The sequence below is a fragment of the Bacillus sp. Nf3 genome (assembly GCF_003028545.1).
GTDB classification, from domain to species: domain Bacteria; phylum Bacillota; class Bacilli; order Bacillales; family Bacillaceae; genus Bacillus; species Bacillus safensis.
In genome coordinates, this window is the sequence record NZ_PYUA01000004.1 from 14,960 (window position 1) to 31,621 (window position 16,662).

Below are 16,662 nucleotides of genomic sequence, written 5' to 3' on the forward strand. Positions count from 1 at the left end.
GGAAGAAAAAAGATGGTGCAAATGACATTAAATGGGTTTTGTGGTTCTTAAGAGGTGTTAAAATCTAGTAAATAAGAGAGGGTTTAAACAGATGAAAGTGAATAATTGAATAAAAAGTCACGTTTTAATCAAATGTATGTTCGGTCAAAAATGGGATGTTCTGTAGATGTTTGGCGTGTGACGCCTATGATACGATCATCATAAGCTGGGAGGTGAAAAGTATGACTTATGCAGCGCCGCAAGTTGACTATTCCACTATGGAACCTGCTATTATGGACCAAGCTTGGTTCTTAGTATTTGTTGCTGTACTTCTTGGATTGGGAGCAACAGTCGTTCTAGGAGCAGCAGTTTGGTGTTTAGCAAACGGCAAGGGTAGCTTTACAGGAGCCGTTCAGTGGGAAAGTGGCTTAAAAGTCCAAATTGAATGTAAGTAGCTATACTTAGGATTCATCTTTTTACTTCTTAGATAAGACACCAGGGCTAAACCGTCTGTGGCGGGCGGTTTAGCCTGATCTGTTTTTAAAGAAAATGCAGACACTTGGAGGTTATATGTTTACGATCGAGAATTTAACCAAAACGTATAAAAATAACGTGACTGCTGTCAATGATTTTCATTTAAAGATCAACCCTCATCAAATCGTTGCTGTTGCTGGACCGAATGGTTCGGGTAAAACAACGATGATTAACTGTATACTCGGCATCATTAAGCATACAGAAGGAAAAATTCATTTGCAGGGCGTCACTAATGATGAACCATCCTTTAAAAAACAAGTAGCCTATGTTCCAGATGATCTGCTGCTCCCTGAAGCATTGACTGGTGCTGAATATTTAGAGTTTGTTTCTTCTATGTATGAATGTAAAACAATTCACAGAAGAAATCAACTAATTGAACTGTTTGATATGGACTCGGCTTTATCAAGACCGATCGAAACCTATTCACATGGGATGAAAAAAAAGACACAGCTGATTGCTGCCTTTATGCTTGATAGTCAATTGGTGATCATGGATGAGCCTTTTAGAGGACTTGATATTGAAGCGGTTATAAACACAAAGAAACTGATGAAGCGGTATGCCGAGCACCATGGTGCGATCTTGCTTTCAACGCATGATATGCTTTCAGCGGAAGAGCTGTGCCAGAAAATCGCCATTATTTCTAAGGGAAATAAAATGGATGAAGGGACAGTCTCAGCCTTAAAGGAGAAGTATCAATCAAGCACACTGGAACAGGTGTTTCTGAAAGCTTCAATGTTAAGTGATAGGGGTGCACATTTTGATGAAATCATTAATCATTTCTAAAATGATGCTTAAAATGTGGCAGCAGGAAATGTATAAGCTCTTTGATACTCAAACGAAGCGGATCATTGTGGTCTTATTCTTTTTGTTTGCCGTCACAATGGGGGCCATTATCGGATACAGCTTTACAGGTGTCTTTATGAAGGCTTTCTTAAATGGAGATGAACGGTCACTTGGATTACTCGTTGTCTCAATGGCGATCAATGCCTCTATTTTTACAAGCTTGTTATTCGTTTTGATCAAGGTCAGAACACCTGAACAAGACCGATTTTCTATGCAGCTCAGCTGGTTTCCGCTCTCTACCTTTCAGAAAAGTTTTGGATACTTCATTCCGATGGTGACAGTGGTGGCAGGACTTGTTTTATTTTTTATCGGTATTCTGCTTTTACCTAATTTTATTGCCCAGGGAATAGGTGTTTTCTTTATCTTTACTTTCTTTTTGATGGTGCTTTTGCAGTCGCTTTTTGTCTTAATGCTCCTGCAGTTTATTTACAATATCACTTATTTACTCGTTTTGAAATTAAAATTACCGTTGCAAAAATTTGCAGCGATATTTGTTTTATTGGCACTCGTTGTGGCGTATGGATTGACGCATTTTGATATTAGCCAAATTCAGCAATCATATCTACAGTTTGATTATCATTTGATGTATTTTACAGCACCGTTTTTCTTAGCGGCACAAGGAATGTCTCCTGAAGGGGTGAATTATGCCATCTTGATTCTGTTCATCCTCTTATCGGCAGGCGGCGCATTTCTTTCTCTTGCGATGATGCCGATTATGGCAGAGAAAAAAGCGTTAACCTTTTTACACAAGATGCCATTCTCTTCTTCAAAAAAGTGGTCACTTATTGTGAAGGAAATGAAGTCACAGGTACGGAATGAAGAAAACATTTTAAACTTTCTTATTCTTCTCATAGTGATCTTATTCGTTCGTTATCAATTTGGATTCCGCTTTGAAGAAGAAGCGTTTTTTGTTCTATGTGCTCTTGCTGGATTAACAGCCTTCAATTCGTTTGGCAATGATAAACGAATGCTGGGGATGTATAAAACATTTGGCCTGAGATCCTGGGAAGTGGCTTTGTACAAGTTTATCGGTCTTCTGCTTGTTGGTGTACTGCAAATTGTTTTATTCATGCTGACAACGCTGACGCTTCCTGATCAAATTTGGCACGCGTTGATTGGTGCGGCTGTCTTATGCAATGCCACTGCGCTCTTTTATGTAGTAGGTATTTTACTTCCTCTTGATCGAAACAATCCCTACACAGGCATATTTTCATTTGGAGCGCTTATTTTACTCATGATTCCGATTGTTTTTATTGGGAACTATGTCATAGGGGCATCGAGTCAAACGCTTCAATGGCTGCTTGTCGCTGCATTTGAGGGTCTGCTCATCTTTGCCATATACAAAGGTTTTTCATGGAGGTATTCACATGATTCAACTTCTTAACAATAAGCTAAAGATTGAGCGGGTACCGGAACTAGCGCCGTATGTGACCTTACAAAAGAGGCATCTCACGGATACGCAGTATGGAAGCACACTCCCGATCAATGAAAGTGCCTATCATATGTTAACGAAAGTGGACGGTAAAAGGACAGAAGCGAGTATTACCGCAGAGCTCGCCGATTTGTTTCAGGTCGATGAGTCGGTGATTGCTCGTGATTTTTATCAGCTGATGACGGGATTGAATCAGCATCACTTGCTGTCCATTCATTATCATTCACCGTATCGGATTGTGACAGCCTGCTGTCAATTTTTCAAGCAGTATCAAATCAAAATGAAGGAACGATTTGATTGTACTGGTCACTCGTTCCTTCACATTTTTGGAACGGCTTTGCTCATGGTGACGCGTAAAATCATCTTTTTCTGGCTACTTTTTATGGTCATGGCAGGGCTCGCTTTTTTATTCATTCCTGATCCATCGATTGCAGCCATTGCGATTTATTTTACGATTATTTATTTCGGGTTAATTACCGGAACTGCCTTACATGAGGCGGCACATGGCTATGCGCATCGAAAATTTGCAGGGCGAGATGGTCCTCAAGGCTTTTTTGCGAGTGACATGATGTCAGTGAAGTTTGTAAGACCCGTGTTAGATCCGTTTCAGAAAAAGCAGGTGTGGATCACGCTGCTTGGACCGCTCGTTCCCGGTGTGATTGGCGCAGCAGGCATCATTGTGACCATTTTATTTCTAAAAGAAAATCCGGTTTCAACAGGTTTTTTCATTTTTTCAATCTCGTATTTTATCCAATTACTCTATCTTCTTCCGTTTATGGGGGATGGTAAATCCATTATGAAGCAGCTATTGCTTGGGGGAATGGGAGGACAACGATCATGAACGTACAGGCGATGAAACAAGGCGCAATAGTTGGTGGTTTTCTAGGGTTCTTAGGCTTTCCGATGCTGACAATCGGCGTATTGTTCTATCATTTATTTCAATCAAAAACGAATGATGCTTTATTATTTAACAGTCTCGCTTTTGAAATGGAAGGCTCGTCCGCATTTACTTTTCAGATCAAGCCAAACTTTTTTATTTATATGATTGTGATTTTTGCTGCGAGTTTTCTCATTGTGGCATGCCTATCAGCAATAAAGCAGAAAAGAGCGAAAGGTTAGGAGAATTCTCCTAATCTTTTTTTGTATGACAAACCAAATTTTAGTATAATAAGAAATAAAAAACATCAAAGGGGATCACAATGTTTAAAAAATGGAGCATTCTTTTATTCACAGTTTTTCTATTAGCAGGATGCGGCGAGAAGGCTGCAGAAACAACGACAACCGAAAAGACGGTTTCGACAATAAAAACAGAGCCTGCTACTAAAAACCAAGTAACCATCGAACAAATGAAACTCTCAAAAAAAGAAAAAAACTTACTAGAAGCAGAAACGACTAATGAAAAGGTGGCTCTGACACTGAAAGGATTAACGAAGAAGAACAAGAGTATTACGTTTATCGGGAGCCATTACAAAAATGGCCGATTAGTGAATAAGGAAGCATCATCTGCTACCTTTACTTTACACCAGAATGGAACCGACCAAACGGTGAATGTACTTCTTCAATTACATCATGAGAAAGATACATATGAATCACAATTTAGTATTTGGTCAGATAAAAAGAATGATGGGATGACGAAAGCGACATCAAGCTTTCCGTTCAAAGTAAGTGACTATGTATTTTCTGCACAATCTGAAACTGTCAAAGTGGCTTCAGGAGAAAAGGCTCTGATTGCGTATACAGCGGCGATGGGGAAAGACGGGGGTTCAACTATATTTGAAGAGATTGAGAAGAATCCAAAGCAAGCGCTGAAAAATAAGTCACATGCATACTTATTTTATATCCAGCTAGATAAATAACTATCGTAATATATACGGAGAATATGAATTTTTTTGACGAAAAATCTTCATATTCTCTTGACGAATTGTTAAGAAAGTTGTAACATAATAAAAGTCAACGCGATGACGTTGCTTTTAAAAAATTGATGCGGGTGTAGTTTAGTGGTAAAACCTCAGCCTTCCAAGCTGATGTCGTGAGTTCGATTCTCATCACCCGCTCCAATACATAATTTTGTTTATAACGCAGTATTTCGTTTCATAGATAAACGAAGTGTTGCGTTTTTTATTATGTCAGTATAATGTGAAAAAGCACTGTCAGGCTACAGTGCTTTTTCAATGAGTTCATATTTGCTTTCTCCCCCATGTATTTGTACAAACATCTTCGTCAAGGATTGAATAAGAGCTTCACTCTTTTCCCGGGAAATAGATGGAGGGAAAAGGATGATTTGAAGAATGTTCTTTGTGTCTGGAGAAATATGTGCTGTACTTGCTTGAGAAAATAATCCATTCAGTCCTGCGCCGTCCTGCCATTCGATGTGACCAGCCTCATGTTTTGTCAGTGAAAGCGGTCCTTTGATGCGATCGGCATCTAATGTCAGGATGGGTAAGAAATATTTTAGTGAGAAAAATATCGACAAATCCTGTACGGAATTGGTCGAGTCAATAAATTGTTCCTTTTGGATATCAGAAAGAAGTGAAAGGAAAGGAACATCTTTTAAAAGATCCGTCCATTCTTTGATGGCTGGTACTTCTTCTAAGACTTTATCTTCGTATTCAAAAAATAAAGATTCTTGAAACAGGCGTAAGCGGCCTTTTAACATTTGAGGTGATGTGCCAACTTCAATATGCGAATATTCAATCTGCCCAACATGGATAGACGGGTTTTGAGGATGAGAAATTTCCATATGTATCTTCACAGTGACTCACTCCAATCGGTCATGATACACTCGTATTATACTGAAAACAACAGAAGAAACAAAGAAAGGAGGTTTGCAAGGTGATTCATGTTGGAGAATTAAAAGAAGAATTGATTCAATATGCGAAAGAAATTGGTGTCGATAAAATTCGATTTGCAAGTGCCGATACATTTGATTCATTAAAGGACCGCCTCATCTTACATGAATCGTTAGGGTATTTGTCAGGTTTTGAAGAGCCTGATATTGAAAAACGAACAAACCCTTCTTTGCTGCTTCCGAAGGCCAAATCAATTGTTGCGATAGCGCTCGCGTACCCTTCCAAAATGAAAGATGCTCCACGAAGTACAAAGGATGCGAGAAGGGGGATCTTTTGCCGGGCTTCATGGGGAACAGATTATCATGTCGTGCTGAAAAAAAAGCTTGATATGCTCGAAGAATTTTTGCGGAGCAAGCATGTCGATATACGGACAAAATCAATGGTGGATACAGGAGAATTGTCTGATCGTGCTGTAGCAGAACGTGCTGGCATTGGTTTTAGTGCAAAGAACTGTATGATTATCACGCCAGAGTTTGGATCTTATGTGTATTTGGCTGAAATGATCACAAATGTCCCGTTTGAGCCGGATGAGAAAATTGAAGAGCAGTGCGGAACATGCAATAAATGTGTGGATTCGTGTCCAACAGGTGCGCTTGTGAATCCTGGACAGCTGAATTCTCAGCGGTGCATTTCATTTTTAACGCAGACAAAAGGGTTTTTACCTGACGAATTTCGTTCGAAAATAGGAAATCGATTGTACGGGTGTGATACGTGTCAAACTGTCTGCCCGATCAATAAAGGAAAAGATTTTCATCTGCATCCTGAAATGGAACCGGATCCTGAAATTGCAAAGCCGCTGTTAAAGCCGCTTCTGACGATCAGCAATCGTGAGTTTAAGGAAAAATACGGTCATGTTTCAGGTTCATGGCGGGGGAAAAAGCCCATTCAGCGGAATGCAATTTTGGCACTCGCTCATTTTAAAGATACATCTGCCTTACCAGTGTTAATTGAGCTGATGCACAAGGACCCAAGACCGGTCATTCGGGGAACAGCTGCTTGGGCAATTGGGAAAATTGGCGATGATCAGCAGCTCCCAGAGCTGGAAAAGGCCCTTGAGCGGGAAAGTGATGAAGAAGCGAAAGCGGAGATTGTGAAAGGGATTGAGCTCCTGCAGACACCTTTAAATACTAAATAACATCCCTGTGAACATAGAATGAACCAAACAGAGATTTTAAAAAATGTTTGGTGGTGTCTGTGTGAAACAATTATTAGAGAAAACTTTAGAAGACAGGCTGGCGTATTTAATCAATGACCGTGCAATCAAGCAGCCGCAGCTTATGTCTGATGTGGAAGCAGTAGAGCGGAAAAAAGAGCTTTTTGCTAGAAGACAGGTTGAAATTGTGAAGGCGAAAGCAAAAACAAAACTTCTCGATTCATCCATTCAAGATGATGGTGCTCAGCATGTGCAGTATCTTGCTCATCTCACATATGTCTGCAAGGATGTAGACGATTCTTTTTATTTAGAGGAACAGGTGGAAAAAAGAGAAGCATTTCTTTATAACGACATGCTTGTCAAAGATCGGATGATGCTAGAAGAACGGCAAAGGGAAGAGCTTATGGATGAGCGCTTTCAGATCGAAGAACAATTCGGCAGAGCTTTTCACTATGACCGGCGGGCAGCTGTGCAGTATGCGGAGACTTACTGGAATAAGCGGAATCCAGCCTATAAAAATTTTGAAGATAACTGTACAAATTTTATTTCACAATGTTTGAAAGCAGGGAATGCGCCAACAAGAGGATATCCGAACCGCGGGTCTGGCTGGTGGGTGCGTCCGCATACGTGGAGTTATAGCTGGACGGTGGCTCATTCGATGAAAAATTATTTAGCGAATTCGAAAGCGGGTTTGAGAGCAAAGAAACTCAAAGAAGCGCATGAGCTTCATATTGGTGATGTCATTTGCTACGATTTTGAAGGTGATGGAAGGTATAATCATACAACCATTGTTGTTGATCATGACAAAGGCGGAATGCCTCTTGTGAATGCACAGACGTATGACTGCCGTATGCGTTATTGGTCATACGAGGATTCGACCGCCTATACACCTGCTATTCGATATATGTTTTTTCACATTTTGGACGATGCCGCGAAAGGTAGTTAGTGGTATAATGTTGAGCGGAAAAGAAAATTAGAGGTGAACTTTTTTGGGACTTCATGTCGTTTTATATCAACCAGAAATTCCAGCTAATACTGGAAATATTGCGCGTACATGTGCAGCAACAAATACAACCCTTCATCTGATTCGTCCGCTTGGTTTTTCGACAGATGACAAAATGCTGAAGCGTGCAGGACTCGATTATTGGAAATATGCCAATGTGGTCTATCATGATTCACTTGATGAATTGTTTGAGGCTCATCCGAAGGGGCAATTTTTCTATATCACAAAATTTGGCCAAAAGCCGCATACGACATTTGATTACTCTCAGCTGGATGAAGACTATTTCTTCGTCTTTGGCAGAGAGACAAGTGGATTGCCAAAAGATTTGATTGAACAGAATATGGACCGTTGTCTTCGCTTACCGATGACAGAGCATGTTCGTTCTCTGAATCTGTCGAATACGGCAGCCATTCTTGTATATGAGGCACTTCGCCAGCAGCAATATCGCGATCTCATATAAGATCATGATAAAAGCCGAGATACTGATCTCGGCTTTTTTATGTGAGATAAGATAAAGATAGATGAAAAATATGACTTAATTATACTTTTTTTGACATGTTAAAAATAGGTAGTATGATAGATTGTGATGACGTTTTCAAAAAATGATGAATCCATTAGGAGGAGTAATGAGATGAAAAAGCTACTGATCACTAGTGCCATTAGCTCAGCAATTTTAATGGGGACGATTCCAGTCAGTATTCCAGGACTCTCTCAGACGCAGGAGATAGAAGCAGCTCAGCTATCAAAAGGGATTGGCGGGCGTACTTATATCAATAGTAACGGATCCATATTGGTCACAAAAATTCAGCTCCCTCCCGCAATGAGTGTGTCAAATGGTACAGCTTATATTTATTCTGGATTCACAGGTTCAAAGGAAGCGGATATTGGGCTTCAATACAGTCCAACCTATAATGTGTGGAAACCTACGATGAAAGTGGGAGCAAATAATCAAGAGACATATATCGAAGGAAAAAATGACTTTACGTATACAAAGGGATTTAAACCTGGAAGTACTGTTCAAATGACGATTTATAAAAATTTGAATGGGCATACAAGAGCGACGTTCTGGGGTACAAATAATGTTGGCTATACCGGCCGCATTATTACAGAAATTCAAAACTCAAACATTGGCGCTGTGACCAAGTGGAAACTACTGTCGACGGTAGCAGTAACTGACGATATTTATCGAAAAGACATCCGTGCGAACTTCTCTACTCGTTTTACTGACATCACATTGGATAATCGTGCTGTCACACCTGTGGTCGATACCCAAGACTTTACGAAGGTTCAGGTGTCAGGGAATACAGTGGATATGCAAGTGCTGAAAACAACGAACTAAATGAAAAAAGGATGTTCCGCAAATGGAACATCCTTTTTTTCATTTCCCAGGCTTGCCTTCGTAGCCAGCAGTGAAAATGGATACTAAAAACGTAATGATGACGCCCATCATAATGACCGTTCTCATATAAGCTCCCCCTTATCCCTTTGTTCCGTTCGCTGCCTGTTTCATATGATGTGAAGTTCACCTTGAAAAGCAGGAGAAGAAAATCATTTTTCTCCTATTTTTCCTTTATTATGAAGGGTCTTGCGGATGGTTGTCAATTCAGTTTGCCAATTCGTCATTTTGAAGAACGAAAGCATGTAATAGGACGCCTCCGCATAGATTGTAAAACAGTATCTGATTTCTAGCTTCAATCTTGAAAGAGGAGGTTCATATGGATATTTTAAAGAAAATCGAACAGCACAGAGAAGAAGAGCAGCGTCTCAAATGGGAAGGCACATTCAGCGATTATTTAGACATTATTAAGGAAAATCCACTTGTCGCTCAATCTGCTCATTCTCGCGTTTATCATATGATTAAAGATAGCGGGATTGAAGAGGAGAATGGGGTCAGAACCTACAAATTTTTTGATCAGGAGCTGTTTGGGTTAGAGGAATCACTCGAAAGATTAGTGGAGGAATATTTTCACCCTGCTGCAAAGCGGCTGGATGTCAGGAAGCGTATTTTATTACTGATGGGACCAGTAAGCGGAGGGAAATCGACGCTTGTCACTAGATTGAAAAGAGGACTTGAAGAATATTCACTGACAGATCATGGCGCAGTTTATGCGATCAAAGGCTGCCCTATGCATGAAGATCCGCTTCATCTTATTCCGCAAAATTTGCGGGAGGATTTCTATAGAGAATATGGAATTCGTGTGCAGGGGAATTTGTCGCCTCTGAACATGATGAGACTGGAAGAGGAATATGGCGGCAGAATTGAGGATGTAAGGATCGAGCGGATCTTTTTCTCAGAGGATAAACGGACCGGCATTGGTACCTTTAGTCCGTCTGATCCGAAATCTCAGGACATTGCCGATTTAACAGGAAGCATCGATTTTTCAACCATTGCCGAATTTGGATCAGAGTCAGATCCCCGTGCGTACCGCTTTGATGGAGAACTCAATAAAGCAAACCGAGGGATGATGGAGTTTCAGGAGATGTTAAAGTGTGATGAGAAATTTCTATGGCACCTCTTGTCATTAACGCAGGAAGGAAATTTTAAGGCAGGGAGATTCGCCTTGATTAGTGCAGATGAATTGATCGTCGCTCATACGAATGAAACCGAGTACCGGTCGTTTATTTCAAATAAAAAGAATGAGGCTTTGCATTCAAGAATTATTGTGATGCCAATTCCTTATAATTTAAAGGTCACAGAAGAAGAACGCATTTATCATAAAATGATTTCAGAAAGTGATGTCTCAGATGTGCATATTGCCCCGCATACGCTGAAGGTAGCAGCAATGTTCTCCATTTTGACGAGATTGAAAGAGCCGAAGCGTTCTGATATTGATTTGGTGAAAAAAATGCGTCTGTATGACGGAGAAAGTGTCGAAGGCTTCCAATCGGTCGACATTGATGAGATGAAAAAGGAATTTCATGATGAAGGGATGAGCGGAATTGACCCGCGTTATGTAATCAACCGAATTTCATCTACCATCATTCGAAAGAATATGGAATCGATCAATGCTCTGGATGTCCTGCGCTCCTTAAAAGAAGGGCTTGATCAGCATCCATCTATCTCCAGCGAGGACCGGGAGCGTTATTTGAATTTCATCTCAGTCGCGCGAAAAGAGTATGATGACATTGCGAAGAAGGAAGTGCAAAAGGCATTTGTGTATTCCTATGAGGAGTCCGCGAAAACGCTGATGGATAATTACTTGGATAATGTTGAGGCTTATTGCAATAAAAACAAGCTGCGTGATCCGTTAACGGGTGAAGAAATGAATCCTGATGAAAAGCTCATGCGTTCAATTGAGGAGCAGATCGGCATTTCTGAAAACGCCAAAAAAGCATTTAGAGAAGAAATTCTGATTCGTATTTCGGCTTATGCGAGAAAGGGAAAACGCTTTGATTATAATTCGCATGAGAGATTGCGAGAGGCCATTCAGAAGAAGTTGTTTGCCGATCTAAAAGATGTGGTGAAAATTACGACATCGACGAAGACACCGGATGAACAGCAGCTGAAGAAGGTCAACGAAGTAGTGGCTAGATTGATTGATGAGCATGGCTATAATTCAACAAGTGCAAATGAACTTTTAAAATATGTAGGCAGTCTTCTGAATCGTTAATAAATGAAGGAGGCATTATTGGCGCATCAGCACCGGTAATGTCTTTTTTAGAAATGATCGTCAACTTGGATGACGAGCAGCATAGGATAAAGGAATCGATGGTTAGAAGAATTGTGGAAAAAGGTGAGGAGGGGGATGGATGTCCCGGCAAGAAAAAAGTCAGTTTATTGTGTCTCAGGAAGACTGGTCCCTCCATCGAAAAGGCTATGACGACCAGCAGCGTCATCAGAAAAAAGTCAAAGAGGCGATTAAAAACAATTTGCCGGATCTTGTCACAGAAGAAAGCATCATCATGTCGAATGGAAAAGATGTTGTGAAAATTCCGATCCGTTCATTAGATGAATATAAAATTCGGTATAACTACGACAAAAATAAACATGTAGGTCAAGGGGATGGAGACAGCGAGGTTGGCGATGTTGTTGCGCGTGACGGCTCAGACAGTAAGCAAGGTCAAGGAAAGGGGCAGGGCGCTGGAGATCAAGCTGGTGAGGATTATTACGAAGCAGAAGTCTCATTAATGGATCTCGAGGAAGCACTGTTTCGTGAACTGGAGCTGCCAAACCTCAAGCAAAAGGAGCTTGACGACATCATTGTCGAACAAATTGAGTTTAACGATATTCGCAAAACCGGGTTAACAGGAAATATCCACAAAAAACGAACGATGCTCTCGGCATTTAAACGAAATGCGATGACAGGGAGTCCTTCCTTTTATCCCATCTACCCGGAGGATATCAAGTATAAAACGTGGAATGAAGTGACCAAACCAGAGTCGAAAGCCGTCGTTTTGGCGATGATGGATACGAGCGGAAGTATGGGTCTTTGGGAAAAATATATGGCGAGAAGTTTTTTCTTTTGGATGACACGTTTCTTACGGACAAAGTATGAGACAGTCGATATTGAATTTATTGCTCACCATACAGAGGCGAAGGTGGTAGACGAAGAACATTTCTTCTCGCGGGGTGAGAGCGGGGGGACCATTTGCTCGTCTGTTTATCGAAAGGCACTAGAGCTCATAGACGAACGATACCCGCCGTCGCGGTATAATATTTATCCTTTTCATTTTTCTGATGGTGACAATTTGACATCAGATAACGCCCGGTGTGTGAAACTTGTTTCTGAGATCATGAAAAAAGCCAATTTATTTTGCTATGGTGAAGTGAATCAATACAACCGGCATTCTACGTTAATGTCAGCATACAAGCATATTCAGGATGAGAAATTTAAGCATTATATTTTGAAGCAAAAATCAGATGTTTTTCTCGCACTAAAAAAATTTTTTCAGCAGGAAGAAGTTCATTCATAACGAGCACATTTGAAAAAACCTTTCAGCATAAGGGCTGAAAGGTTTTTTGTGTGGAGAAGGAAGGGATCACCAGAAAAAAAGTAAAACTTTCTCTTTGACATTTCAATTTTCATTTATTAATATTTAATCTTGTTAAATATAAGTTTTTCAAAAAAGATGCCGATCGTCTTTTCTTCTTTTTCTGCTCCTTGCTCATAATTGAACAATAAATATAAATGGGCTGCACACCATGTTTCGGGCGGGAGTAGATCAAGGGAAAAAGACAGATTGTTGAGCTTGTTTCATATTCTGTCAGATGATGGGCATTCTAAGTTTGCTAAAGCAGATGACACTATATTTTTATACATGAAAGGAGAAACAAAACATGAACAGAGGGCGTTTATTGCTAACGAACATTATTGGCCTTATTGTAATTCTTGCCATTATTGCCGGAGGTGCTTATTACTACTACGAAAGCACAAACTTTGTCAAAACAGATGAGGCTAAAGTGACAGGTGACATGTATCAAATCACAGCTCCAGCAGCTGGACAAATCAAAGGCTGGGATATCAACGAAGGTGACGAAGTGGAAAAAGACAGCACAGTTGCAAAAGTTGAAGGACAAACAAAAACAAACATTAAAGCAGTGGCTGATGGCACATTAGTCAAAAAAGAAATCCAAAACAACCAACAAGTGCAGCCTGGTACAGTTCTTGGTGAAACAATCGATTTAAGCAAGCTTTACATCACAGCAAATATTAAAGAAACAGATATTAAAAACATTGAAAAAGGCGATAAAGTCGACATCGTTGTAGATGGAGATCCTGATACAACGTTTGAAGGAACTGTTGAACAAATTGGTTATGCGACAAACTCAACATTCAATATGCTGCCAGCAACAAATTCAAGTGGTAACTATACAAAAGTAACGCAAAAAGTAGCAGTGAAAATTTCAATTAAAAATCCATCAGACAAAGTACTTCCAGGTATGAATGCTTCTGTCAAAATTTCATCTTAATGATGATTGATACCAAAAAATGAAAGGAGGTTGTCTGAGATGGCAAATCAACCTGCAGCGACAAAACAGGGAGCAGGCTCCTTGTCTTTACTGATCATTTTAATGGCCGGTTTGTTCGTAGCGATTTTAAACCAAACGCTTTTGAACGTAGCTATGCCCCATTTAATGACAGAATTTAATGTGAGTGCGACAACGATTCAGTGGCTGACAACAGGCTACATGCTTGTCAACGGTGTGCTGATTCCGTTGTCTGCGTTTTTAATCACACGTTTTGGACAGCGCAGCTTATTCCTAGTGGCCATGATCTCATTTACACTAGGTACATTTATTTGCGGTATTGCGCCAAACTTTTCAACAATGCTCATCGGCCGTTTGATTCAGGCTGTCGGCGGCGGTATCTTACAGCCGCTCGTCATGACAACAATCCTTTTTATTTTCCCTCCGGAAAACAGAGGGAAAGGAATGGGGATTTTCGGTCTTGCGATGATGTTTGCTCCTGCAGTAGGACCAACATTATCAGGTTACATTATTGAACATTATTCTTGGCGTATTATGTTTTACGGACTTGTGCCAATCGGTGCGATTGTCATTATCGCGGCTTTCTTTATGTTTAAAAATATTGTAGAGCCTAAAAAAATCAAGCTGGACAGTCTTGGTGCGATTCTTTCAATCGTTGGTTTTGCTTCCCTTCTTTACGGAGTGAGTGAAGCAGGAAGTGATGGTTGGACAGATCCGATCGTCTTATCTACGATTATTATTGGTGCGATTGCGATTATTCTCTTTATTTTCCAACAGTTGAAAGTTGATAATCCGATGCTTGATTTCCGCGTATTTAAATACAGCATCTTCTCATTATCAAGTGTTATTAACATCATTATTACGGTTGCCTTATATACAGGGATGTTCTTACTTCCGATTTATCTGCAAAACCTCGTTGGGTTTACGGCATTGCAATCTGGGCTATTAATGCTTCCAGGGGCACTTGCGATGCTCATTATGTCCCCGATTTCAGGGATCTTGTTTGATAAATTTGGACCTCGTCCGCTTGCGATTGTGGGGATGCTCATTACCGTTGTCACGACATATGAGTTTACAAAGCTGACCATTGATACTTCTTATAGTCACATTGTGCTCATGTATGCAGTACGTGCATTTGGTATGTCACTTCTTATGATGCCGGTTATGACAGCAGGGATGAACCAATTACCACAGCACTTAAACAGCCATGGTACAGCGATGTCTAATACATTGAGACAAATTAGCGGTTCCATCGGTACGAGTTTGATCACAACGATTTATACGAATCGGACGACATTCCATTATTCCAATATGGCGGATCAAACAAATACAGCCGACCCGCTCTTTATGAATTCATTCCAGGCGGCTGTATCGAATGTGATGCATCATATGGGCATGACAGCAGAAGCTGCTCAAAAATATGTATCCACCCAGCTCTTTACGAAAGCACAGATCGATTCAAACGTGATGGGTATCAATGATGCTTACATGTGGGTGACATTATTCTGTGCGGCTGGTGTCATTCTCAGCTTGTTCCTGCGAGATGTTCGTAAGGATAAAAAGCGAAAAGAACAGCAGCATAAGAAACAAGAAATATCATTGCTTCCAGCACCTAAGGAAGCAAACCAAGATGCAAGATAAGTGTGGAGGGACCGTACATGAAAATTTATGTTGTATACGATAGTGAAGGTGACCATACAAAAGCACTTGCAGAAGCGATTGCAGCAGGCGCAGGTGAAACAGAGCAAGCTGAAGTATTCATTGATCACGTGAAAGATGCAGACATTCGCAAGCTTGATCAAATGGATGCGATCATTTGGGGCTGCCCTGGTCACTTTGGTACTATTAGTTCTGGGTTAAAGACATGGATTGACCGTCTTGGCTACTTATGGGCAGAAGGAAAACTAATCGATAAAGTCGGTGCTGTTTTCTGTACAACTGCTACAACACACGGCGGTTTAGAAATGACAATGCATAATTTGATTACCCCGATGTTCCACCAAGGAATGCTTGTTGTCGGCCTTCCTGGGAATGTTCCTGAGAATGCTTTATACGGCTCTTACTATGGAGCTGGTGTGACATGTCCGATCGATTCTGATGAATTGATTTCGACTGAAGGCATTGAACTCGGAAAAGCACTAGGAAGACGTGTAGCATCAGTCACTGCATCATTTAAGCGATAAGGAGAGGGTTCTTTTGGCGACGATTATTGTAGCGTTAGTAGCTGCTGTTCTAGTCATTATTGGATTAGTAGCGTTCAATGTCAGACACGCATCGGCCGATAAGGAAGAGATCAAAGAAGATGTCTCCAATCAGCCTGACGTGCCGCATAGCGAGCCAGAAGCTGTGGCGAGACCTGTAGAGCCTGAAGTTGAAAAAAAAGCGTCAGAGCCTTCTCAAACAGATGATGCTGCGTCTGGCGACGATTTCTATAGACAGGCGCTTCAAAAGTTTAAACAGCCAGAACCACCTGTCAAAGAAGAAGAACCAGAAACTAAAATGAATGATGATATGTATCGTTCTGCTTTGCAGAAGCTAAAGCAGAAGGATAAATAAAAAAGAGAACCTCTCATCAGGTTCTCTTTTTTTATGGAACAAAAAAAACCGCCGGCAGAAGCCGGGCGGTTTTCCTTCACTCTATAAAGTGCTAAAAGAGCAGATGCTCTTAAATTACGCTTTGTTAACGTTAGCAGCTTGTGGTCCACGGTTACCTTCAACGATTTCGAAAGAAACTGATTGACCTTCTTCTAAAGTTTTGAAGCCTTCGCCTTGGATAGCAGAGAAGTGAACGAATACATCGTCTTGACCTTCTACTTCGATGAATCCGAAACCTTTTTCAGAGTTGAACCATTTTACTTTACCTTCTAACATGAAATTTCCTCCTAAAGCGATCTTAACGCTTAAATTCACTATTCTTGCTCTTACACAAACTTCAAAGAC

At 40.6% G+C, this 16,662-nt stretch carries 18 protein-coding genes and 1 tRNA gene; 17 read left to right on the forward strand and 2 right to left on the reverse strand.

Annotated elements, in window-relative coordinates; genetic code table 11:
• Positions 1–221: 221 nt before the first annotated feature.
• From C9414_RS12980 to C9414_RS13010, 7 genes are all read left to right on the forward strand, one after another.
• Positions 222–434 carry a hypothetical protein gene (locus tag C9414_RS12980; RefSeq protein WP_003211695.1) on the forward strand — a complete coding sequence of 71 codons (213 nt, stop codon included), beginning with the start codon at positions 222–224 and terminating at the stop codon, positions 432–434.
• A 115-nt stretch (positions 435–549) separates the two neighbouring features.
• Positions 550–1,296 carry an ABC transporter ATP-binding protein gene (locus tag C9414_RS12985; RefSeq protein WP_058838756.1) on the forward strand — a complete coding sequence of 249 codons (747 nt, stop codon included), beginning with the start codon at positions 550–552 and terminating at the stop codon, positions 1,294–1,296.
• Positions 1,274–2,740 carry a hypothetical protein gene (locus tag C9414_RS12990; protein WP_107163792.1) on the forward strand — a complete coding sequence of 489 codons (1,467 nt, stop codon included), beginning with the start codon at positions 1,274–1,276 and terminating at the stop codon, positions 2,738–2,740. Before C9414_RS12985 ends, C9414_RS12990 begins: the two co-directional genes overlap by 23 nt.
• Entirely contained in the window at positions 2,724–3,629 is a 906-nt protein-coding gene (locus tag C9414_RS12995) for a PqqD family protein (protein WP_107163793.1), read from the forward strand. The genes C9414_RS12990 and C9414_RS12995 overlap by 17 nt, the downstream gene beginning before the upstream one ends.
• Positions 3,626–3,907: a hypothetical protein gene (locus tag C9414_RS13000; RefSeq protein ID WP_041089539.1), complete on the forward strand. Its 282-nt coding sequence runs from the start codon at positions 3,626–3,628 to the stop codon at positions 3,905–3,907. The genes C9414_RS12995 and C9414_RS13000 overlap by 4 nt, the downstream gene beginning before the upstream one ends.
• Before the next feature lie 80 nt (positions 3,908–3,987).
• Complete coding sequence (locus C9414_RS13005; protein WP_107163794.1) at positions 3,988–4,644, forward strand: hypothetical protein; 657 nt, start codon at positions 3,988–3,990, stop codon at positions 4,642–4,644.
• A gap of 127 nt (positions 4,645–4,771) precedes the next feature.
• Positions 4,772–4,845: transfer RNA gene (locus tag C9414_RS13010), tRNA-Gly, on the forward strand.
• 98 nt (positions 4,846–4,943) lie between these two features.
• Here C9414_RS13010 and C9414_RS13015 read toward each other — a convergent pair.
• Positions 4,944–5,540: a hypothetical protein gene (locus C9414_RS13015; RefSeq protein ID WP_224927855.1), complete on the reverse strand. Its 597-nt coding sequence runs from the start codon at positions 5,538–5,540 to the stop codon at positions 4,944–4,946.
• Between the two features lie 83 nt (positions 5,541–5,623).
• Here C9414_RS13015 and queG point away from each other — a divergent pair, with 83 nt between their 5' ends.
• The 10 genes from queG (at position 5,624) to C9414_RS13065 (ending at position 16,278) form a co-directional block, all read left to right on the forward strand.
• Complete coding sequence (gene queG / locus C9414_RS13020) at positions 5,624–6,772, forward strand: tRNA epoxyqueuosine(34) reductase QueG (RefSeq protein WP_107163883.1); 1,149 nt, start codon at positions 5,624–5,626, stop codon at positions 6,770–6,772.
• Between the two features lie 61 nt (positions 6,773–6,833).
• On the forward strand, positions 6,834–7,736 hold the full coding sequence (locus C9414_RS13025; RefSeq protein WP_107163884.1) for an amidase domain-containing protein: 903 nt from the start codon (positions 6,834–6,836) through the stop codon (positions 7,734–7,736).
• 43 nt (positions 7,737–7,779) lie between these two features.
• Positions 7,780–8,253 carry a tRNA (uridine(34)/cytosine(34)/5-carboxymethylaminomethyluridine(34)-2'-O)-methyltransferase TrmL gene (gene trmL, locus C9414_RS13030; protein ID WP_034282301.1) on the forward strand — a complete coding sequence of 158 codons (474 nt, stop codon included), beginning with the start codon at positions 7,780–7,782 and terminating at the stop codon, positions 8,251–8,253.
• A 171-nt stretch (positions 8,254–8,424) separates the two neighbouring features.
• Complete coding sequence (locus C9414_RS13035; protein WP_047202857.1) at positions 8,425–9,132, forward strand: YrpD family protein; 708 nt, start codon at positions 8,425–8,427, stop codon at positions 9,130–9,132.
• A 376-nt stretch (positions 9,133–9,508) separates the two neighbouring features.
• Positions 9,509–11,404: a PrkA family serine protein kinase gene (locus C9414_RS13040; RefSeq protein WP_107163795.1), complete on the forward strand. Its 1,896-nt coding sequence runs from the start codon at positions 9,509–9,511 to the stop codon at positions 11,402–11,404.
• A 139-nt stretch (positions 11,405–11,543) separates the two neighbouring features.
• Entirely contained in the window at positions 11,544–12,707 is a 1,164-nt protein-coding gene (yhbH, locus tag C9414_RS13045; RefSeq protein WP_034282299.1) for a sporulation protein YhbH, read from the forward strand.
• Positions 12,708–13,071: 364 nt separating this feature from the next.
• Complete coding sequence (locus C9414_RS13050) at positions 13,072–13,704, forward strand: biotin/lipoyl-containing protein (protein WP_039177397.1); 633 nt, start codon at positions 13,072–13,074, stop codon at positions 13,702–13,704.
• Positions 13,705–13,743: 39 nt separating this feature from the next.
• On the forward strand, positions 13,744–15,363 hold the full coding sequence (locus C9414_RS13055; RefSeq protein ID WP_039177398.1) for a DHA2 family efflux MFS transporter permease subunit: 1,620 nt from the start codon (positions 13,744–13,746) through the stop codon (positions 15,361–15,363).
• A 17-nt stretch (positions 15,364–15,380) separates the two neighbouring features.
• Positions 15,381–15,905: an NAD(P)H-dependent oxidoreductase gene (locus C9414_RS13060; protein ID WP_024425322.1), complete on the forward strand. Its 525-nt coding sequence runs from the start codon at positions 15,381–15,383 to the stop codon at positions 15,903–15,905.
• Between the two features lie 13 nt (positions 15,906–15,918).
• A complete protein-coding gene (locus tag C9414_RS13065; RefSeq protein ID WP_039177402.1) occupies positions 15,919–16,278 on the forward strand; it encodes a hypothetical protein in 360 nt (119 codons plus the stop codon).
• A 114-nt stretch (positions 16,279–16,392) separates the two neighbouring features.
• On the opposite strand, the gene cspB is transcribed toward C9414_RS13065, so the two are convergent.
• A complete protein-coding gene (gene cspB, locus C9414_RS13070; protein WP_008349061.1) occupies positions 16,393–16,593 on the reverse strand; it encodes a cold shock-like protein CspB in 201 nt (66 codons plus the stop codon).
• Between the last annotated feature and the right edge of the window lie 69 nt (positions 16,594–16,662).